General features: G+C 72.6%; 20 protein-coding genes. 18 read left to right on the forward strand and 2 right to left on the reverse strand.

All coding sequences use genetic code 11. The annotated features are described in order from the left end of the window. The first annotated feature begins 55 nt into the window (after positions 1-55). Together A2CP1_RS23485 and A2CP1_RS15100 are read left to right on the forward strand one after the other, a co-directional pair. The gene (locus A2CP1_RS23485; RefSeq protein ID WP_041450524.1) at positions 56-319 is read left to right on the forward strand and encodes a tyrosine-type recombinase/integrase; all 264 of its coding nucleotides are present in this window, start codon (positions 56-58) and stop codon (positions 317-319) included. 270 nt (positions 320-589) lie between these two features. Then, positions 590-904: a hypothetical protein gene (locus A2CP1_RS15100; protein WP_012634059.1), complete on the forward strand. Its 315-nt coding sequence runs from the start codon at positions 590-592 to the stop codon at positions 902-904. A gap of 109 nt (positions 905-1,013) precedes the next feature. Here A2CP1_RS15100 and A2CP1_RS15105 read toward each other — a convergent pair whose 3' ends face one another. Both A2CP1_RS15105 and A2CP1_RS15110 read right to left on the reverse strand, forming a co-directional pair. Further along, positions 1,014-2,228 (reverse strand): DUF1015 domain-containing protein, encoded by a 1,215-nt coding sequence (locus tag A2CP1_RS15105; protein ID WP_012634060.1) that lies wholly within the window; start codon positions 2,226-2,228, stop codon positions 1,014-1,016. Between the two features lie 247 nt (positions 2,229-2,475). Further along, positions 2,476-2,697, reverse strand: coding sequence for a hypothetical protein (locus A2CP1_RS15110; protein ID WP_012634061.1), 222 nt, complete (start codon positions 2,695-2,697; stop codon positions 2,476-2,478). 357 nt (positions 2,698-3,054) lie between these two features. Here A2CP1_RS15110 and A2CP1_RS15115 point away from each other — a divergent pair, with 357 nt between their 5' ends. From A2CP1_RS15115 to A2CP1_RS15185, 16 genes are all read left to right on the forward strand, one after another. Beyond that, positions 3,055-4,422, forward strand: a complete 1,368-nt coding sequence (locus tag A2CP1_RS15115; RefSeq protein ID WP_012634062.1) for a CxxxxCH/CxxCH domain c-type cytochrome — start codon at positions 3,055-3,057, stop codon at positions 4,420-4,422. A gap of 182 nt (positions 4,423-4,604) precedes the next feature. Next, positions 4,605-6,572 carry a CxxxxCH/CxxCH domain c-type cytochrome gene (locus A2CP1_RS15120; RefSeq protein ID WP_012634063.1) on the forward strand — a complete coding sequence of 656 codons (1,968 nt, stop codon included), beginning with the start codon at positions 4,605-4,607 and terminating at the stop codon, positions 6,570-6,572. Between the two features lie 150 nt (positions 6,573-6,722). Continuing rightward, the gene (locus A2CP1_RS15125) at positions 6,723-7,484 is read left to right on the forward strand and encodes an NYN domain-containing protein (protein WP_012634064.1); all 762 of its coding nucleotides are present in this window, start codon (positions 6,723-6,725) and stop codon (positions 7,482-7,484) included. A gap of 60 nt (positions 7,485-7,544) precedes the next feature. Continuing rightward, positions 7,545-8,432 carry a glucose 1-dehydrogenase gene (locus A2CP1_RS15130; protein ID WP_012634065.1) on the forward strand — a complete coding sequence of 296 codons (888 nt, stop codon included), beginning with the start codon at positions 7,545-7,547 and terminating at the stop codon, positions 8,430-8,432. 146 nt (positions 8,433-8,578) lie between these two features. Continuing rightward, positions 8,579-10,054: a hypothetical protein gene (locus A2CP1_RS15135; RefSeq protein ID WP_245529795.1), complete on the forward strand. Its 1,476-nt coding sequence runs from the start codon at positions 8,579-8,581 to the stop codon at positions 10,052-10,054. Between the two features lie 374 nt (positions 10,055-10,428). Then, complete coding sequence (locus tag A2CP1_RS15140; RefSeq protein WP_012634067.1) at positions 10,429-10,629, forward strand: Flp family type IVb pilin; 201 nt, start codon at positions 10,429-10,431, stop codon at positions 10,627-10,629. Positions 10,630-10,661: 32 nt separating this feature from the next. Continuing rightward, a complete protein-coding gene (locus A2CP1_RS23010; RefSeq protein ID WP_012634068.1) occupies positions 10,662-10,829 on the forward strand; it encodes a Flp family type IVb pilin in 168 nt (55 codons plus the stop codon). A gap of 21 nt (positions 10,830-10,850) precedes the next feature. Beyond that, positions 10,851-11,342, forward strand: coding sequence for an A24 family peptidase (locus A2CP1_RS15145; protein WP_081444548.1), 492 nt, complete (start codon positions 10,851-10,853; stop codon positions 11,340-11,342). Next, entirely contained in the window at positions 11,339-11,761 is a 423-nt protein-coding gene (locus A2CP1_RS23150) for a TadE/TadG family type IV pilus assembly protein (protein ID WP_012634070.1), read from the forward strand. Before A2CP1_RS15145 ends, A2CP1_RS23150 begins: the two co-directional genes overlap by 4 nt. Then, on the forward strand, positions 11,758-12,726 hold the full coding sequence (gene cpaB / locus A2CP1_RS15155) for a Flp pilus assembly protein CpaB (RefSeq protein ID WP_150106350.1): 969 nt from the start codon (positions 11,758-11,760) through the stop codon (positions 12,724-12,726). The genes A2CP1_RS23150 and cpaB overlap by 4 nt, the downstream gene beginning before the upstream one ends. Then, positions 12,723-14,156: a type II and III secretion system protein family protein gene (locus tag A2CP1_RS15160; RefSeq protein ID WP_012634072.1), complete on the forward strand. Its 1,434-nt coding sequence runs from the start codon at positions 12,723-12,725 to the stop codon at positions 14,154-14,156. Before cpaB ends, A2CP1_RS15160 begins: the two co-directional genes overlap by 4 nt. 10 nt (positions 14,157-14,166) lie before the next feature. Further along, on the forward strand, positions 14,167-15,336 hold the full coding sequence (locus A2CP1_RS15165) for a CpaE/TadZ family protein (protein WP_012634073.1): 1,170 nt from the start codon (positions 14,167-14,169) through the stop codon (positions 15,334-15,336). Beyond that, on the forward strand, positions 15,323-16,660 hold the full coding sequence (locus tag A2CP1_RS15170; RefSeq protein ID WP_012634074.1) for a TadA family conjugal transfer-associated ATPase: 1,338 nt from the start codon (positions 15,323-15,325) through the stop codon (positions 16,658-16,660). Before A2CP1_RS15165 ends, A2CP1_RS15170 begins: the two co-directional genes overlap by 14 nt. 2 nt (positions 16,661-16,662) lie before the next feature. Then, positions 16,663-17,628, forward strand: a complete 966-nt coding sequence (locus A2CP1_RS15175) for a type II secretion system F family protein (RefSeq protein WP_012634075.1) — start codon at positions 16,663-16,665, stop codon at positions 17,626-17,628. A gap of 8 nt (positions 17,629-17,636) precedes the next feature. Then, positions 17,637-18,596, forward strand: a complete 960-nt coding sequence (locus A2CP1_RS15180) for a type II secretion system F family protein (RefSeq protein WP_012634076.1) — start codon at positions 17,637-17,639, stop codon at positions 18,594-18,596. Further along, complete coding sequence (locus A2CP1_RS15185; protein ID WP_012634077.1) at positions 18,596-19,360, forward strand: tetratricopeptide repeat protein; 765 nt, start codon at positions 18,596-18,598, stop codon at positions 19,358-19,360. Before A2CP1_RS15180 ends, A2CP1_RS15185 begins: the two co-directional genes overlap by 1 nt. Positions 19,361-19,365 lie beyond the last annotated feature (5 nt).

The following is a 19,365-nucleotide window of genomic DNA, read 5'->3' on the forward strand; positions in this document are numbered from 1 at the left end:
GGGCGGGCCTGGTCACCGGTACGAGCACCGGTGCCTGTCGGCGGGCTGCGGCCACGTGGCGCCGAGCCAGGAGGCCGCCGCGCCCGAGACCTGCTCGCCCTGCGGCAAAGCGACGCTGTGGTCGAAGCCCATCCCGCGGCACGTCACGTTCCACGGCACGCGGCACAGCTTCGGGACCGCGATGGTCCGGCGCGCGGGCATGGCCGTGGCGCAGAAGGCTCTCCGCCACTCGGACGTCCGGCTCACGATCCACACGTACGGCCACTTGGACGACGGCGACCTGCGCGACGGCATCGCCAAGGCGTTCGGCCCCGGGTAGCGGTTCGAATATTGTGCGACAATCGACCAAACATTGAGCCTGATCAAGCTCGCGTCGGTCAATCTGTGATATAGTAGGAGAGAATGGAAAACCGGCGGGGTTAGCGTCCCCGCCGGCTTTCGAGTCTGAGCCGCTCGGAGGGCGACTCGCTGCGATTGGCAAACCGGAGGCTAGGCCAGCTTCGGTTGATTCGCAAGTCCTCTTCCCCTCCGGGCTTAACCAAGCGGCCTCGCGGCCGCAACGGGCGGGTTTGCCCAGAGGAGAAGAGTGATGTTCATCGCATATGGTCTGGAATGGGACGGGACGTTCAAGGACCCCAACCGCTTCAAGGGGGTCGGCGGCGTCTACATGGTCTGGTGCAAGAAGGGCGAGGATTGGAAGGTCCTCGACGTGGGCGAGTCCGGAAACGTCGCCGAGCGCCTCGCGAACCACGACCGAGCGCTGCAGTGGGCTCTACACGCCGCGTTCGCGGGTGGGGAGGTTCACCTCGCCGCCCACTACACGCTCGGCGCCGACGCGGACGGCCGCCGCGCCATCGAGCACAAGCTCCGCGAGCTGACGTGCCCGCCGTGCGGGGTCCGGTAGCGTGATGCACTAGCCGCGGGTGGCCCGTGCCGGCGCCCGCGGCTCCGCTTGCGGGTGGTCTTCGTGCTGCCGCAGCGCTGCGGGTTCGGAGGCCGAAGCCCGTAAGTCCTTAGAAAGAATGGACGAACAGCCCCGAGCGCAGCTTCGGCTCGAACCAGGTGCTCTTCGGCGGCATGAGCTTGCCCGCGTCGGACACCGCGATGAGCTGCTCGATGCGCGTGGGGAACAGGTGCAGCGCGAGCGACCAGCCCTCCTCGTTCACCCGGCGCTCCAGCTCCTGGTGACCTCGGATGCCGCCGACGAAGTCGACGTCCTTCGAGGTGCGCGGATCGCGGATGCCGAACAGCGGCTCGAGCAGCTGGTCCTGCGCGATGGAGCAGTCGAGCGCCTTCACCGGATCGGCGGCATCGAAGCTGCCCTTGCGGACGTGGGCGTGCCACCAGCGGCCGCCCAGGTACACGCCGAACGCGAGCGGGTGATCGGGGCGCGGGTCCTTCGCGGGCTCGAGGTCGAGCACCTGGCGCAGCGCCTCGAGCAGCGCGTCGGGCGAGCGCCGCTGCGGGTCGCGCACCAGGCGGTTGTAGGCGAGGATCTGCATCTGGTCGTGCGGGAACACCACCGCGAGGAACCCGTCGTGCTCGCCGGGCTGGCCGCGGCGCGCCGCGTGGACGCGCGAGGCGGCGGCGGACCGGTGGTGGCCGTCGGCCACGTAGAGCGCGGGCACGCCGCCGAAGAGCTGCTCGATGCGGGCGCCGAGCGCCGGGGGGACCACCCAGAGCTGGTGGGCGACGCCGTCCGGCGTGACGAGGTCGTACTCGGGCGCGGCGCGCTTCACCTCCTCGATCGCCGCGTCGATGTCCGGCACCGCGCGGTAGGTGAGGAACACCGGCTCGTCGTGCGCCGACAGCGTGTCGATGTGGCGGACGCGGTCGTCCTCCTTGTCGGCGCGCGTCTTCTCGTGCTTCTTGATGACGTCGCGGTCGTACTCGTCCACCGACGCGCACGCCACCAGGCCGGTCTGCCGGTGCTCGCCCATCCGCTGCGCGTACACGTAGAAGCGCGGCTCCGAGTCGGCGCGCAGCACGCCGCGGCGCACCAGCTCGTCGAGGTTCTCGCGCCCCTTCGCGTAGACCGGGTCGGAGTGCTCGTCCACGCCCTCCGGCAGGTCGATCTCCGGCCGCGACACGCGCAGGAAGCTGTCGGCGTTCCCGGCGGCGAGCGCGCGCGCCTCCTTCGTGGAGACGACGTCGTACGGCGGCGAGGCGACCTGGGCGGCGAGGGCGGCGGGCGGGCGCAGGGCGCGGAACGGGCGGAGCGTGGCCATCGGACCTCCGGGCGGCGCGGCGGCCGCTGGCGAGTGGAAGGGGGTCCGGCGCGCGGGGGGCGCCGGGGGGCCACTCGTCTTAACAGGGTCGCCCGCTCAGGGCGCGCGAATCAGTTCCCGCACCGGGCCAGGCGGTCGAGACGCGAGCAGCGCGAGGCGCGACGACCGAGCATGCCCGTGGGCATGTGAGGGAGGAGCAACGACGCGATGCGACGCGGATCCGCCGCCGCGGCGACCGGAGGGGCTCTCACCCCCACAGCTTCTCGTCGCGGTGCTTCAGCACGTGCCCGCAGACGGCACAGACGCGGACCGCGCCGCCCACCCCGGCCGAACGGCCGTCGGCGTACGTGTGATCGCAGTCCTCGAGCAGCCGGGCCTCGTCGGCGCGGAGCGCGGCCAGCGCCGCCTCGTGCTTCGCGATCTCGACCCGCAGCTCGGTACGGCGGGCCAGCCTTTCGGACTGTGTCACGCGCGCCCTCCCCGGTTCCGCTCCTGGTGTCCGGCGAGTGTATCGGGGAACTCCGCGCCGCGCGCGCTGGCGACCTGCAACGCTGCGGGGACAGGTCCCGACGCTTCGCGCAACGTTTGCGTCAGTCGAGCGACCGCCGCGTCCCTTGCGCGTGGGACACGACGGGCTCGCACCTTGACCCACCCGTTCGCGTCAGGGGTTTCCGCGCACTTAGCTGTCGGTACGGATTTCGGCGCGAACCGGCACGTGCGTTGCTCGACCGGCACCCCCGAACGTGGCGCCATGGCCGCCGCCCGCCCACGGTCCGGTGCTCCAGCGCCGGGTCCTGGTCCCCGGGCCGCCGCCCGGAGACGAACCATGGCCTCGACCCACCGTGCGGCGCTCGCCGCGCTCGCCCTCCTCACCGCCACCGCCGCCTGCGACCAGGCTCGCCCGACGCTCGGCGAGGCCGACGCCGGCGCGGAGGGCGACTGCACCTCCTGCCACGGCGACGCGACCCGCACCGAGGCGAGCGCGCTGCTCCAGGCGGCTCCGCCGCGCGACGCCCACGGCAGCGCCAGCGGGCCGGCGGTCGGCGCGCACCAGGCCCACCTGCACGCGACCGCGGTCTCCGGGCCGATCGCCTGCGCCGAGTGCCACGCCGTGCCCACGCAGCGGCTCCACTCGAACGGCCAGGTGGACCTCGCCTTCGGCGCGCTCGCCCGGGCCGGCGGCGCGTCGCCGGCGTTCGCGGGCGGCACCTGCTCCGGCGTCTACTGCCACGGCGCGACGCTCTCCGGCGGGAGCCTCACCGCGCCGGTCTGGGGCAGCGCCGGGCCGCTGGACTGCGCGAGCTGCCACGGCGCGCCTCCGCCGTCGCACGCCGCCGGCGCCACCGCCTGCGCCACCTGCCACCCCGGCACCGTCGACGCCGACGGCACGCTGAACCTCGCCGGCGGACTGCACCTGAACGGCGTGGTGGACGTGAACGGCGCGCACCCCGAGGGCTGGTCGGATCCGTCGCAGCACGGCCGCGCCGCGAAGCGCGATCTCTCGAGCTGCACCGCCTGCCACGGCGCCGACTACGGCGGCGGGACCTCCGGCGTGTCCTGCAACGCCTGCCACGGCGGCACCGCCTGGCAGTCGAACTGCACCTTCTGCCACGGCACCAAGGTCGCGGCATACGCCGCCGCCGACCTGCCGAAGGCCGCGCCGCCGCTCGGCACGCAGGGCGAGACGGCCGTCACCGACCGCGCCGTCGGTGCGCACCAGAAGCACCTCCTCGCCACCCTGTCCTCGCCGCTCGCGTGCGCCGAGTGCCACGCCGTCCCCGCCGACCTCGGCCACCTCGACGGCGCCGCGCAGGTGACGTTCGGCGTCGCCGCCCGCCGGAACGGGGCCGCGCCGGCGTGGAACGGGACCACCTGCGCGTCCACCTACTGCCACGGCTCCACCGCGGGCGCCGCCGCACCGGCGCCGGCCTGGACCTCGACGGCCGGCACCACCTGCGCCTCCTGCCACCTGCCGCAGAGCGGGAGCGGAACGTCCGCTTACTCCGGGCGACACTACCTGCACGTCTCCAGCCGCGGGATCTCCTGCGCGACGTGCCACGGGTCCGGGTACACTGCGAGCGCCGTCGTGCCGGCCACCCACGTGGACGGGACGCGGCAATTGCAGCCCATCGTCGGCTGGAACGCGGCCTCCCGGAGCTGTGCGCCGGGGTGCCACGGCGGCGAGACCTGGTAGCGGACCGGCCGGCAGCCACCGGAACGCGACGCGCCCGAGGGCACCCGGCGCCCGAGCCGCGCATCCTGCGGTCGGGTGACGCGTCCCTTGCGCACGGTCAAGCCGCCGGCCCGCCGACGAGGGCATTCTGGCGCCGCGCGCCCGCCCATCCGGGCGTGGCCACGGACCGAGGACCCTCCCGAATGCGCTCCGCTCGACTCACCCCGCTCGTCCTGACCCTCGCACTGCTCGCCGCCTGCTCGGCCCGCAAGGTGGAGGAGTCGGCCGAGGCGGGCACCAGCTGCACGCGCTGCCACGGCGGCGTGGACAACCTGACCGGCGCGCCGCCGCGCGACGCCCACGGCAGCCTGACGGGCCCGAAGGTCGGTGCGCACACCGCCCACCTCGGCGCCGGCGTCGCCTGCGAGACCTGCCACAAGGTGCCGTCGTCGGTGGACGACCCGGACCACATCGGCCCCGACACCATCAAGGTCCGGTTCGGCCAGGCCGCGAAGCTGAACGGCGCGGCCCCGACGTACGCCGCCGGCACCGGGACGCTCGGCGGCACCTGCTCGAGCACGTACTGCCACGGCAGCACGCTGTTCGCGGGCGGCACCACGCCGAACCCGTCCTGGAACCAGCCGAAGCCCACCGCGGCGGAGCGCTGCCAGGCGTGCCACGGCAACCCGCCGCCCAGCCACAGCGCGCTCGCCACCAACTGCTTCCAGTGCCACTCCGACTCGGTGGACGCGAACCAGGAGATCAAGCCCGGCGGCAAGCACGTGGACGGCCACGTGGACATCGTGGCCCTGACCGCCTGCGCGGGCTGCCACGGCGACCCGAGCCGCACGCAGGACTCGCCGCTCGTCCGCGCCGCGCCGCCGGTGGACACGCAGGGCAACGTCAGCGGCGCCCGCGTCGGCGCGCACCTCGCGCACCTGCGCGACGGCCCGCTCGCCAAGGCGTTCGCGTGCAGCCAGTGCCACGTGGTCCCGACCGACTCCGCGCACGCGTCGAACGGCGCGCCGGTGGTCACCTTCGGCCCGCTCGCGTCGCTGAACGCGACCCCGAGCTACGCGAACGGCACCTGCAGCGGCGTCTACTGCCACGGCGGCGGCACCACGCCCATCGGCGGCGGCGGCCTGAACGTCGCGCCGACCTGGACGCAGGGGACCGCCGGCGCGACCTGCGGCAGCTGCCACGCGCTCGTGCCGCCCTCGCCGCACCCGTCGATCGATCGCAACGGCGCGCCGCTCGGCTCGCTGCCGCAGTGCTCGCAGTGCCACCCCGGCACCGTGAACCCGGACGGCTCGATGTTCGTGGCGAACGGCCTGCACGTGAACGGCGTGGTGGACCAGAACGTCCACCCGGCCGGCTGGCTCGCGCCGGCGGGCACGCAGCAGCCCCACGGCCTGGCCGCGAACTTCCACGACCCGGCGTATCCGCGCGGCCTCGGCGACTGCCGGACCTGCCACGGCGCCGACCTGAACGGTGGCCCCGGCGCCGGCGCGTCCTGCAACGCCTGCCACGCCGCGAACGGCCAGCAGGCGTGGCAGACGAGCTGCACCTTCTGCCACGGGGAGCCGAACCGGGCGCAGCTCGCGGCGGCGCCGCCGGTGGACAGCCAGGGTCACGTGGCGCCGTCGGAGCGCGGCGTCGGCGCGCACCAGACGCACCTGTTCGGCAAGCAGCCCACCGGCGCGATCAGCAACGGCGTCGCCTGCGGCGCGTGCCACGACGGGCAGCCCTACGCCGACATCGCGCACGTGAACGGCACGGTGGCGGTGGCGCTCAAGACCCCGGGCGGCGCCGCGGCCGGCACGTTCGACGCCGGCGCCGGGACCTGCGCGTCCACCTACTGCCACGGCGGGTTCCGCGGCGGGAAGGCCGCCACCCCGGCATGGACCGCCACCTCGGTGGACTGCGGCAGCTGCCACGCGTCGCAGACCGGCACCGACCTCAGCGACGCGCACGCGACGCACGTCGGCACGTTCAAGCTCTCGTGCGGCGTCTGCCACTCCGCCGCGTACGCGCCCGGCGCCACGCCGCCCACCGCGGACGAGGTGCTGCACGTGAACGGCGTGGTCGACGTGGCCGCGCCGGTCAACTATGACCGGGCCACGCACGGCTGCACCGTCGCCTGCCACGGTCCGGATCGCGCCTGGTACTGATCCGGGCTGACGCTGCGTGAAGTTCCCGAGGCCGGGGGGGTCCGCCCCCCGGCCTCGACCTTTCCGGCCCGTTTTCCTTGCGCCCGCGCCCCGCACCTGTCAGGTTCCGGGCGCTGCGGGCCCCTGCCCGGCCTGCCCGGAGGCCCCTTCATGCGCCGCGAGCACAGCGATCAGCGGATCGCGCTCTTCATCGACTTCGAGAACCTCGTCACCCGCACCGGCCTCTCGGCCGAGACGTTCGACCTGCAGCCCGCGCTCGACACCCTGCTCGAGAAGGGGAAGGTCGTGTACCGCCGGGCGTACGCCGACTGGACGCGCTTCTCCGCCGCCACCCCGCGCCTCCACGAGAAGGGCGTCGAGCTGGTGGACGTGCCGCCCTCGACGCGCGCCGGGAAGAACGGCGCCGACATGCGCCTCGTCATCGACGCGCTCGAGCTCGCCTACCTGCGCGAGCACATCGACACGTTCGTGATCGCGTCCGGCGACTCCGACTTCTGCCCCCTCGCCTACAAGCTGCGCGAGAACGACCGCACCGTGATCGGGATGGCGGTGCGGGAGGCGACCAGCCCCCTGTTCGTGAAGGCGTGCGACGAGTTCATCTACCTGCGCCCGGGCAGCCGCCGCCGCGCGGAGGGCGGCGGCAAGGAGAAGGCCGAGCGGGCCAAGGAGAAGGTCGCCGCGGTCGTCCCCGAGGTCGCGCGCGAGGCCACCGCCGCCATCCTGGGGCGGGCCGCCGGGCCGGTGAACCCGTCCGCCATCAAGGCCGCCATCGTGCGCCGCCAGCCCGACTTCGACGAGCGCGAGCACGGGTTCTCGTCCTTCAACCGGATGCTGGAGGCCATGGAGACCGAGGGCCTGCTCCGCCGCGAGCAGGGCGCCAAGGGGCAGTGGTACGTGGTCCCCGCGGCCTAGCCTCCCTCCCGCCGCCGCGCCCCGGCGCGCCCCGCCCTAGCTTCTCGGGCAGGAGGCGCCATGGCGAAGGAGCGGAACCCCGACCCGCGGCAGGCCGGCGCGAAGCCGCCCTACCCGAAGCAGCAGCAGGAGACGCCCGGCAGCGAGGCGGGGATGCGCCCGCGGCCGGACTTCGGCGAGCAGAGCTACCGCGGGCACGGGCGGCTGCAGGATCGCGTCGCCATCGTGACGGGCGGTGACAGCGGCATCGGCCGCGCCGTGGCGCTCGCGTTCGCGCGCGAGGGCGCGCACGTGGTGATCTCGTACCTGTCCGAGCACGAGGACGCCGAGGAGACGCGGCGCGTGGTGGAGGCGTCCGGGCGCACCGCGGCGCTGGTCGCCGGTGATCTCTCCGAGGACGCGCAGTGCGCGCGCGTGGTGCAGGCGGCCATCGAGCGCTTCGGGCGGCTGGACGTGCTCGTGAACAACGCCGCGTTCCAGGGGCGCGCCGTGCAGCGCTTCGAGGACCTCGACGCCGAGCGGGTGGCGCGCACCTTTCGCGTCAACGTCGTCGCCATGTTCAACCTCACCCGCCACGCCCTGCCCCACCTGAAGCCCGGCGCCTCGATCGTCAACACCACCTCGATCCAGGCCTACCACCCCAACCCGCAGATCCTGGACTACGCCGCCACCAAGGGCGCCATCCGCACGTTCACCCAGGGGCTCTCGAAGGAGCTCGCCGCGCGGGGGATCCGGGTGAACGGGGTCGCGCCCGGCCCGATCTGGACGCCGCTCATCCCGCAGTCGTTCCCGGACGAGAAGGTGGAGAAGCACGGCGAGAGCGCGCCCATGGAGCGCGCCGGCCAGCCGGCCGAGGTCGCGCCGGTGTTCGTGTTCCTCGCCTCCGACGACGCGCGGTACGTGAGCGGGGAGATCGTGGGGGTGACCGGGGGGTCGCCGCTGGCGTAGGGGCGTGCGCCCCGCGAACACGGTACGGAGGTGGGACCCGCGCGCGCTTGCGGCACGCCCCCCGGCGGCGCGACAGTCGCCGTCAGCGCGCGATGGCGACCGGCCCCACCAGATCCTGGAAGACCCGTCTCGAGGCCGCGCCGTCGGTGGCGTTCTTCGCTGCGAGCTGGGCGCTGCTCGCGATCGCCGGTGCGTCGCGGATGTTCCAGGACCCCGGCACGTTCTGGCACGTGCTCACCGGCGAACGGATCCTGAGCCACGGCCTGCCGCGCGAGGACTGGCTCACGTTCACCTTCCAGGGAAAGCCGTGGATCGCGCACCAGTGGCTGGCGGAGTGCGCGATGGCGCTGCTCCACCGGCTTGGCGGCTTCGACGCCCTGCTCGTCGCGGCGAGCGGCGGGCTGGCGCTCCTGTTCACGTGGCTGTTCGCGCGGCTGATCGCGGGCGGGGTCGCGCTTCGCTGGGCGGTGCTGATCTCGGCGCTCGGGCTGCTCACCAGCGCCGGAAGCATCCACATCCGCCCGATGCTGCTCTCGATGGTCTTCTTCGGCTGGACCTTCGCACTCATCGCGCACGTGGAGGCCGGCCGAGCCCCACTGCGCCGGCTGTGGTGGCTCGTGCCGCTGTTCGTCCTGTGGACGAGCTGCCACGGGGCCGTGCTGGGCGGGCTCGCGACGCTCGCGCTCGCGGCCGCCCTCTGGATCACGACCTGGGCGACGGCGCGCCCATCGCCGGTGACCGGACCGGCGGATGCGCTCACCGTCTGCGGCGTCCTCGCCGCCGGCATGACGGGCACGCTCCTGAACCCGTACGGCGTGGAGATGATCCGGACGTGGCTGGCGATCGTGCGGTCGCCGGTCATCGCCGAGTACATCGTGGAGCACGCCTCGCTCTGGAGGACCAGTTCCTGGTACGTGGTCCCGCTCGCGGCGGGCTGTGCCGCGGTGGCTGCCTCGAGCGGCCGCGCCCGCTGGACGGCCACCTGCGTCCTCCCGCTCGTCTGGCTCGTGCTCATGCTCCAGCGGATCCGGCACGCCTCCCTCTTCGCCATCGCGGCGCTCATCGCGCTCGCCGAGCTCCTCCCACGGAGTGGCGTCGCGGCGTGGCTGGCGCGGCACGGGATCGACGTCACAGGTCCGCGCCGCCCGGCGCCGGCCCTGCCGCGCGCGGCGTGGCTCGCCCCGGTGGCGGCGCTCGCGCTCGCCGCGCTGAATCACTCCGTGGGCGGCCCTTCGCTGGCGGGCCCGCAGCGTGCCCGCTGGCCGTACGCGCTCGTTCCACGCCTGGATACCGCTGCGCGCGCCATCGGGCCGCGCACCCCCGTGCTGACGGACATGGTGCTGGGCGCGTTCGTCGCGTTCAACGTCCCGGGCGTGCGCATCTTCGGCGACGACCGTTGCGAGCTGTACGGGGACGCGTTCCTGCGCGAGTGGTACGAGGGGACGCCTGCCTTCTACGCGCGCCAGGTCGCCGAGCACGACGTCCGCCTCGCGCTGTCCGAGCGTGACTCGCGGCTCGACCAGTACCTGCGCGGCGACGTGGGCTGGCGGGAGGTGGCGAGCACCCCACGCGCCTCCCTGTTCGTCCGCGCTGCCGGCTTCGAGCGCGAAGCGGCGCGGTGAACGGGTCGCTCTTGCTCGCGAGCAGCGGCCGCCGCGAGCTCGATCCGCGTGTCGCTCGTTCACCATCGTGATCCCGCGCTCGGTACCCGTACCTACCGTCGCTCCTCGCGCCCGATCGCACACATTCGCCTACCTTGCCGGAGCGGACTCGACCGCGACGAGCGCCGGCGTGCCTGCGCACGGAATCCACGCCACTGCACGCGTTTCGTGCGTTCGCCGAGCAGCGTCGGACCCTGCGCCGCCGACCACACCTGGCTGAGCGTCACCCGGATTCGGGAACCATTGGCGCCGGATATTCTGCAACCCGAAGCAGCGTGTAGCGTCCCACGCATTGAGACGGGCAATGTTCGCAGCTCGAATCGGTCGAGCGGCGGATGCCCGGGACGAAGGGGGACTCCATGCTGCGGAAGCTGTGGAAGGACGACGAGGGCGCGACGGCAGTCGAGTACGGTCTGATGGTTGCCGCGATCGCGGCGGTGATCGTGGTGGTCGTGTTCTCGCTCGGCGGTCGCGTCAACACCGCGTTCCAGACGGTCGACACGACGATTGGGAGCCACCAGCCCGCCGCCCAGTAGCTCCTGCGAACCAGGGGAGGATGGCGGATCCGATGAGGCTCCGGAACGATGACGGCGGCGCGACCGCGGTGGAGTACGCGCTGATGCTGGCGGCGATCGCCGCCGCCGTCATCGCCATCGCCTTCACCCTCGGGGTGACGGTGAACGGACTGTTCGAGGGGACGCACAGCGGCCTCGCCGCACATATGTCCGCACGCTAGCCCTCGGGGGGGGGCCAAGCCGTGACTCTCACCATCGATGCGATCGCTCCTGCAGCATTGGCCGTCGCGGCCGCCTCGGACCTGGCGTCGAGGCGCATCCCGAACGCGCTCTCGCTGACGGTTGCGGTCGCCGGCCTGGCCGCGAGCACCGGTCCGCTGCAGGCCGCGTCCGGGCTGGTGGCGTCGGCCATCTGCCTCGCACTGATGCTTCCGCTCTGGCGCCGCCGCGCGATAGGAGGCGGTGACGTCAAGCTCCTCGCGGCGGCCGCCGCCTGGGTCCGGCTCGAGCACCTCTTCGTGTTCGGCCTCGCTGTGGCGCTGTGCGGGGGCCTGCTGGCGCTGATCGTGCTCGCCAGGGCGTCCGCGGCCGAACTTCGCCTCGTCCGCGCCAACGCGGTGGCCTCACTCGCGATGTCCAGACCGGCCGTCGCGCGCTCCGCGGGCACCTCCATCCCGTACGGCGTCGCGATCGCGCTCGGCGCCGCGATCGCGACCTCCGGAGCGCTCTCGTGAGGCGCGCCCGAAGCGAGCGCGGCGCTGCTGCAGTCGAGTTCGCGCTCGTGCTCCCGCTCCTGCTCACGATCGTCTTCGGCACGATCGAGTGGGGCTACTACTTCTTCAACCGGCAGGTGGTCATCAACTCCGCGCGCGAGGGGGCGCGCGCCGGGACGCTGCAGTACGCGAGCGGTACCAGTGCCTCCGCGGTCGCGGTGACGACCGCGGAGAACTACCTGACCAGCGCCGGCCTGCCTCTGACCCGAGACTCGATCAGCGTCGCCCGGATCGAGTTCAAGACCGCCGACGGGGGCACCTGCCCCTCCGGCTCGTCCTGCATCCGGGTCCAGTACGACCTCCCGACGCTCACCGGTTTCCTCGACGGGATCTTCGGCACGACCCGGACGGTCGAGGCGTACGCACAGATGCGGAAGTGAGCCCGCGCCCGGCGCTCACCCCACGGGAAGAGACCATGTCCATCCGTCCAGACGAGCAGAGCCCGGCGACCCCCCGCGACAAGCGCAAGCGGCGCGCAGCCTGGGGCGTCACGTTCCTCGTGGTCGCCATCCTGGCGGCAGTCGGCGTCGCGCTGCTCCTGACGCGCTACATGGACGCGCGCGTGGCAGCGGTGCGCGTGCCCACCTCCGGCGTGGTGGTTGCCCAGGTCGACATCCCGGTGGCGACGCCCATCAAGCCCGAGTGGCTGGGGGTGGTGCCCTGGCCCGTGACGGCGCTCCCACCGGGCGCTGCGTCGGAGCCCGCGGCGCTGGTCGGCCAGGTCGCGATCGTTCCGATCACGCGCGGTGAGGCGGTGCTTCCGTCCAAGCTCGCGACGGCGGGTGCGCGCAGCGGCCTCGCCACCCTTCTCCCCGCTGGCATGCGCGCGGTCGCGGTCCGAGTGGATGACGTCGTCGGCGTGGCGGGCTTCCTCCACCCCGGCGATCGCGTGGACGTGATCGTGACCATGCAGCCGCGCGAAGGCGTGCCGTACACCTCGAAGATCGTCCTCCAGAACGTGAAAGTGCTCGCGGTCGGCCAGCATCTGGAGCTCCGGGGCAAGGACGCGGAGAAGCCCAACCCGGTGACGGTCGCGACCCTGATGGTGACGGGCGACGAGTCCGAGCGGCTGGCGCTATCCGCGTCGAAGGGCCAGTTGCTGCTGTCCTTGAGGGCGCTCGGGGACGAGGAGCTCGTCGACACGAAGGGCATCACGCCTCCCGTGCTGTTCGCCAGCGCCGCTCAGGAGCCGCGCGTCGCGGCGAGCGAGCCGGCCAAGCCCCGCACCCGGGTCGCCGCGCGGCCGGCGCCCGCCGAGCCGGCGAAGGAGAAGCAGGTGGTCGAGATCCTCCGCGGCGATCTCTACGAAAAGCGCAACTTCGAGGCGAAGGAGAGCCGTCGATGATCGCCCACACCTTGCTCGCGCTCGCGCTCTTCGCGACGCCCCTTCCCCCGGTGGAGCTGGCTGCCGGCGCGCTCCCGCCACTCCGGATCGATCGCTCGGTGGGCGCGGGCTCCGAGCTGGCGCTGGAGGCTGGACAAAACCGCCTGCTCATCATCTCCGAGGAGATCGGCCGCGTCGCGGTCGCGGACCCGAGCGTCGCCGACCTGAAGGTCGTCACCACGAACCAGCTCCTCCTCACCGCGAAGAGCTCGGGCACGACCGACCTCACGCTCTGGAACCGAAGCAACGAGCCGCTCGTCATCGCGCTGGTGGTCACCCGGAACCTGGAGCCGCTCCGCAAGCAGGTGAAGGACCTGTTCCCCGGCGAAAAGGTGACCATCACGGGCGCGGGCGAACTCGTGATCCTCTCCGGTGAGGTGAGCGACGTCCGCATCCCCGAGCGCCTCGTCGAGGTCGCCAAGCTCCACGCGAAGCAGGTGGCGAACCTCGTCAAGGTGTCGGGGAACCAGCAGGTGCAGCTCGAGGTCCGCTTCGCCGAGGTGAGCCGGAGCGGCCTCCGCCAGATCGGGGTGAACCTGTTCCACCAGTCGTCGAACGGCGAGGTGGTCACCGGTATGACGGGCCGCGGGATCATCCCCACCGACCTCGGCGTCCCCGGGACCGGGACCGCCGGCGCGCCGCCCCCCATCTTCAGGCCGCAGTTCAACAACGGCTTCTCCATGTTCGTGTCGTCGCTCTCGGGCGACTTCCCGTTCAGCGCGATGCTGAGCCTGCTCGAGCAGAATGGGCTGTCCAAGACGCTCGCCGAGCCGACCCTGGTCACGCTCTCCGGGCAGCAGGCCCGCTTCGTGGCCGGCGGCGAGCTCCCCATCCCGCTGGGCGGGTCCTTCGGCCAGACCCAGGTCGAGTGGAAGAAGTTCGGCATCCTGCTCGACTTCACCCCGACCGTGATCGCGGGCGACACCATCCACCTCGATCTGAAGGCCGAGGTGAGCGACATCGACCAGAGCCTCGCGATCACCATCGGCGGCACCACGATTCCCGGGCTGACGTCTCGCCAGAGCGAGACCACCATCCGGCTCGGCGACGGTCAGAGCTTCGCGATCGCCGGCCTCCTGTCCGACCGTGTCCGCTCGCAGATCGAGCGCGTCCCGCTGCTCGGGAGCATCCCGATCCTGGGCGCCCTGTTCCGCTCGACCCAGTACAAGCGGGAGGAGAGCGAGCTGCTGGTGGTGGTGACCGCGCGCCTCGCCCGGCCGGTGGCGCCGCACCAGCTCCCGCCGCTCCCGACCGAGCGCGAGCTCAACCACCCCGGCGACATCGAGCTGTTCCTGCTCGGCTGGGACGACGGCGGCAAGCAGGTCCCGCGGAGCGCGCCGTCGACGCGGCAGGCGGGTGGCCCGAGCGGCGCGCGCGGCTTCGTGCGCTGAGGAGCATCACATGGCGACCGGTTCCATCCTGCTGGTTGGGGTCGCGACCGCGACCGAGCTGAAGCTCCGGGCCGCCATGCCGGCGACCGGCTTCGTGGCGCTGCCGGCGGGCGGCCGGCACGCTCCGGAGCAGCTTCGTGGCCTCGCAGACGCAGCCGCCGTCGCGCTCTCGGACGACGCCGAGGCCTCCTTCCGGCTGGTCCGCCTCCTGGACGCCGCCGGCATCCGGGTCACGGTCATCGGTCCACGCAAGGACGCGGACCTGATCCTCCGCGCCATGCGGGAGGGAGCGAAGGAGTTCGTGCTCGCGGGCGACGACGAGACGCTGAAGCAGGTCTTGAGGACGCAGGCGCGGCCCTCGAGAACGGCGGGCGTCGGCACGGTCTACGCCGTGTTCCCTGCCAAAGGGGGCGTGGGCGCGACGACCGTGGCGACGAACCTGGCCGGCGCGCTGCAGGCGAGCGGTGAGCGGACCTGCCTCGTGGACCTGAACCTGAACATGGGCGACGTGCTCGCGTTCCTGGACCTCGCGGGCGGGTACTCGATCGCCGACGTCATCGGGAACATGGGCCGGCTCGACCGCGGGCTGCTCGACGCGACGCTGCTCCGCCACGCCTCCGGGGTGCAGGTCCTCGCGCAGAGCCATCGGATCGAGGACTCTGATCGGGTGGACGCCGAGTCGGTCGCGCAGTTGCTCCAGTTCCTGCGGCTGCACTTCGGGGCGATAGTCCTCGATGGCCTGCGCAGCTTCGACGACGTCTCGGTCGCGGCGGTGGACGCGAGCGATCGGATCGTGCTGCTGGTCGAGCAGGAGGTCCCGGCCGTCCGGGACGCGCGACGCTGCGTCGCGCTGTTCAAGCGCCTCGGCAGCGAGGCGAAGCTCAAGCTCGTCGTCAACCGGTACGGGAAGGCGAACGACATCGGCGTGGACGTCATCGCCGAGACGGTGGGCCTCCCGGTGGCGGCCACCATCGCGAACGACTACCCGGCGGTGATCCGGGCCGTCAACAAGGGCGTGCTGGTGCGCGACGAGGCCGGCCGGAGCGCCGTCGCGCGGGACATCGACGACCTCCTGAAGGTGGTCGGCCACGTGCGCGCCGAGCCGGCGGCGGAGCCGCGCGAACGGCGTTCGCTGTTCAAGAAGCTCCTGACCCTGAGGACGAGCGATGCGACTGAGTGACCGGCTGCGGCAGGGACCGGTGGCGGACCCCCCGCAGAACGAGCCCGCGGTGGCGAGCGAGGCCTTCCGGGACATGAAGGGCGACCTCCACCGCCGCCTGGTGGACCGGCTCGACCTGAAGGCGCTCGAGCGCCTTCCCGCAGAGCGACTCCAGGACGAGCTGCGCGGCATCGTGGCCGGGATGGTGAGCGGCGCCGGGGTACCGCTCAACCAGGCAGAGCGTGACCGGCTGGTCCAGGAGATCCTTGACGAGGTGACGGGGCTCGGTCCGCTCGAGCCGCTGCTCGCGGATGGCTCCATCTCCGACATCCTGGTGAACACGGCCGAGACGGTCTACGTCGAGCGGAACGGCAAGCTCGAGCTGACGCGCGTGCGCTTCGACTCCAACGACCACCTCATGCAGGTGATCAACCGGATCGTCTCGCGCGTCGGGCGGCGCGTGGACGAGACGTCACCGATGGTCGACGCACGCCTGCCGGACGGCTCGCGCGTCAACGCGATCATCCCGCCCCTCGCCATCGACGGCGCCATCCTCTCGATCCGCCGGTTCGGGCGCTCGCCGCTTCGCGTCCGCGACCTGCTCACGATCGGCTCCGTCACGCGTGAGGCCGTCTCCTTCCTCGCCGCGTGCGTCACCGCCAGGCTGAACGTCCTCGTCAGCGGGGGCACCGGCAGCGGCAAGACGACCATGCTGAACGCGCTGTCCGCGTTCATCCCGCCCTCCGAGCGCATCGTCACGATCGAGGATTCGGCCGAGCTGCAGCTCCAGCAGCCGCACGTGGTCCGGCTGGAGACCCGGCCGCCCAACATCGAGGGCAAGGGCGAGATCATCGCGCGCGACCTGGTGCGGAACTCGCTCCGAATGCGGCCGGACCGGATCATCGTCGGCGAGGTCCGGAGCTCGGAGGTCCTCGACATGCTCCAAGCCATGAACACCGGCCACGACGGCTCGATGACCACGATCCACGCGAACTCTCCGCGGGACGCGCTCACGCGTCTCGAGGCGATGATCGCGATGGGCGGGATCCAGCTCCCCGAGGCGGCCAGCCGGCAGATGATCTCGCGGGCCATCAACATCATCGTCCAGCTCAACCGCGGCGCGGACGGGCACCGCCGGCTCGTCAGCGTGGGCGAGATCACGGGGACCGAGGGGCCCACCATCACGATGCAGGAGATCTTCCGGTTCGACCAGAAGGGCGTGGACGAGCGCGGCAAGATCGTCGGCCAGCTCGTCGCGACCGGGATCCGGCCGAAGGTGATGAACCGCATCCAGGTGTCCGGGATCGACGTCGCCCACATCCTCGATCCCTTCCTGCAGGACTGACCATGCGCGAGATGCTCGCCTTCCTCAGCGCCGTCGCCTTCGTCGCCCTCCTCGAGGGCGCGCGGCAGCTCTACCGCTTCACGGTGGAGAAGAAGAAGGAGGAGCTGAGGCGCCGCCTCCGCGCGATCGCGGACCCCGTCGCCGCTGCCGAGGGCACGCTCCTGCGTGCCGGCCGCGTGGCGCGCAACCCGGCCGTGGCAGCGTTCCTGAAGCGCCTCCCCTTCACAGCCCGGCTGGAGCAGCTGATCGAGCAGGCCGACTCGCAATTCAGCGTGGCGCAGGTCAGCGCCTGGTCGGCGATGCTCGCCGCGGCTGGCGCAGTCCTCGCGGGGTGGCTGCGAATGGGCCTCGGGCTCGGGGGCCTGCTGTCCGCGGCCGGCCTCGCCCTTCCCACCCTGCTGCTCGTCGTCGCCCGCGACCGCAGGAGCAACCGCCTCAGCGAGCAGCTCCCGGAGGCGCTCGACATGATGGCCCGCTCGCTGCGCGCGGGGCACGCGTTCACCTCCGCCTTCGAAGTGGTGGCCACCGAGATGCCCGAGCCCGTGGCGGTCGAGTTCGCCCGTGCGTTCGAGTCGCAGCGCCTCGGGCTCCCGGTGGAGCAGGCGATCGTGCAGATGACCGAGCGCGCCCCGGGCAACCGGGACCTCCGCATCTTCGCGGTCTCGGCGCTCATCCAGAAGGAGACCGGCGGCAATCTCGCCGAGATCCTGGGCAGCATCGCAGAGACGATCCGCGCGCGCTACCGCTTCTACAGCAAGCTCAGCGCGCTCACCGCAGAGGGTCGCGCTTCCGGGGCCATCCTCGGGATGCTGCCGATCCTGATGGCGCTGGTGCTTCGCATCATGAACCCTGCGTACATGGGCCGCCTCGTCAGCGATCCCCTCGGCCACATGATCATGCTCTTCGCCGCCCTGAGCTGGCTGGTCGGCGTGGCATGGCTGTACTCGCTCACGAAGGTGGACCTGTAGGAGACGCCGTGCGCTTCGACCCGCTCGCCTTCGGAATCGCGCTGCTCGGCCTGGTGGGGCTGGTCGGGCTGGCCGCCGCGTGGGTGGCGATCGCCCGGCGGAGCGGCGCGCTCGTCGCCGATCGCCTGGCGGATCCCGCGACGGTGGACCCGTTCGCGAGCACGATCGAGCCCATCGTCGAGACGCCGGCGGCGACCCGGTCGGCCCTGGGGCGGGCCCTGGATGTGCTGACCCGATTCGCCCGGCCGATGGGCGACGAGGCCGCGCGGCTGCAGCTCCGGCTGGAGCAGGGCGGCTTCCGTGGACCACACGCGGTCTCCGTCCATCTCGCGCTCAAGCTCACGCTCGCGGTGGGATTGCTGCTGACGTTCCTGTTCGTCAACGCGCACCGGGCTGAACGCATCGAGCCCGCGTTCGTCGTAGCGGTGCTCGCGTTCGCGGCGGGGTTCTACCTGCCGGATCTCCTCCTCACGTCGCGGATCTCCTCGCGCCAGCTCACGCTCGAGCGGGGCCTGCCCGACGCGCTCGATCTCCTCGTCACCTGCGTCGAGGCCGGCCTTGGCCTGGACGCCTCCGTGCAGCGGGTCTCGGAGGAGATTCACCGCGCCTGGCCGCAGCTCGCGACCGAGCTGCGGACGACCTTTCTCGAAGTGAAGGCCGGGATCCCGCGCATCGAGGCGTTCCGCAGGCTCGCGACGCGAACCGGTGTGAAGGACCTGAAGTCGCTCTCGGCGACGCTCGCCCAGACCGAGATCTTCGGGACCAGCGTCGCGCTCGCGCTGCGGGTGCAGTCGGACGGAATGCGGGTCCGCCGCATGCACCGGGCGGAGGAGAAGGCGGCGTACGTGAGCGTGAAGATGACGCTCCCGCTCATCCTCTGCATCCTGCCAAGCCTGCTGGCCGTGATCATGGGGCCGGCGATCATCGGGATCATGCGGGCGCTGATGCCCGCGCTCGGGGGGAAGTGATGCGGCCCGTCGCGATGCTCGGGATGATGCTGCTCGCGAGTACGATCGGCTGCGCCACGGCGCGCAAGCCCGACGTGCTGGGCGCACAACGCGCGCTCGCCAGCGAGCTCGTGGCCCGTAAGGACTGGCCGGCGGCCTTCGCGGCGGCGGACGGACTGTGTCGGGGCGCGCCCGGCCGGCCGGAGGGATACCTGCTGCGCGGCATCGTGTACCGAGAGCAGGGGCTCCAGGCCGAGGCGGAGGCCGACCTTCGCGAGGCGCTGCGGCTCGAGCGGAAGCTCGCGGCGGCGCACTCCGCCCTCGCCATCCTCTACGACACGCAGGGGCGGAGCGCGGAGGCGCAAGAGCACCACCGCCAGGCCGCCGAGCTCGAGCCACGGAACGCTGGCTACCTGAACAACGTCGGGTTCTCGCTGTTCGCGCACGGCCGTGCGCGCGAGGCGATCCCGGTGTTGCACGAGGCGCTCCGCGCCGCACCGGCCGACGCGCGCATCCGCAACAACCTTGGGTTTGCCTACGCAGCGTCCGGCGACCTCTCCCGCGCCGCCGAGCAGTTCGAGCGCGGTGGTTCGCCGGCCCAGGCCAAGAACAACATGGGCTGGGCGTACGAGCGGCGCGGCGCGCGCGCCCAGGCCTTCGACGCGTACGTCGAGTCGGTCCGCGCGGACCCTGGGGCACCCGCCGCGCGCGAGAACCTCGCCCGACTCGCGAAGGAGCTGCAGCGCGACCTGCCGTCCGACCTCGCCACGCCCGGCGGCGTCTGAAGGAG

This window comes from Anaeromyxobacter dehalogenans 2CP-1 (assembly GCF_000022145.1).
Taxonomy (GTDB): Bacteria; Myxococcota; Myxococcia; order Myxococcales; family Anaeromyxobacteraceae; genus Anaeromyxobacter; species Anaeromyxobacter dehalogenans.

Coding starts and splice junctions, on each gene's coding strand:
- A2CP1_RS15120 (WP_012634063.1), top strand. CDS start 4,605: ATGCGCTCCGCTCGACTCACCCCGCTCGTCCTGACCCTCGCACTGCTC.
- A2CP1_RS15175 (WP_012634075.1), top strand. CDS start 16,663: ATGCGCGAGATGCTCGCCTTCCTCAGCGCCGTCGCCTTCGTCGCCCTC.
- A2CP1_RS15140 (WP_012634067.1), top strand. CDS start 10,429: ATGCCCGGGACGAAGGGGGACTCCATGCTGCGGAAGCTGTGGAAGGAC.
- A2CP1_RS15160 (WP_012634072.1), top strand. CDS start 12,723: ATGATCGCCCACACCTTGCTCGCGCTCGCGCTCTTCGCGACGCCCCTT.
- A2CP1_RS15185 (WP_012634077.1), top strand. CDS start 18,596: ATGCGGCCCGTCGCGATGCTCGGGATGATGCTGCTCGCGAGTACGATC.
- A2CP1_RS15130 (WP_012634065.1), top strand. CDS start 7,545: ATGGCGAAGGAGCGGAACCCCGACCCGCGGCAGGCCGGCGCGAAGCCG.
- A2CP1_RS15115 (WP_012634062.1), top strand. CDS start 3,055: ATGGCCTCGACCCACCGTGCGGCGCTCGCCGCGCTCGCCCTCCTCACC.
- A2CP1_RS15105 (WP_012634060.1), bottom strand. CDS start 2,228: ATGGCCACGCTCCGCCCGTTCCGCGCCCTGCGCCCGCCCGCCGCCCTC.
- A2CP1_RS15170 (WP_012634074.1), top strand. CDS start 15,323: ATGCGACTGAGTGACCGGCTGCGGCAGGGACCGGTGGCGGACCCCCCG.
- A2CP1_RS15125 (WP_012634064.1), top strand. CDS start 6,723: ATGCGCCGCGAGCACAGCGATCAGCGGATCGCGCTCTTCATCGACTTC.
- A2CP1_RS23010 (WP_012634068.1), top strand. CDS start 10,662: ATGAGGCTCCGGAACGATGACGGCGGCGCGACCGCGGTGGAGTACGCG.
- A2CP1_RS15165 (WP_012634073.1), top strand. CDS start 14,167: ATGGCGACCGGTTCCATCCTGCTGGTTGGGGTCGCGACCGCGACCGAG.
- A2CP1_RS15100 (WP_012634059.1), top strand. CDS start 590: ATGTTCATCGCATATGGTCTGGAATGGGACGGGACGTTCAAGGACCCC.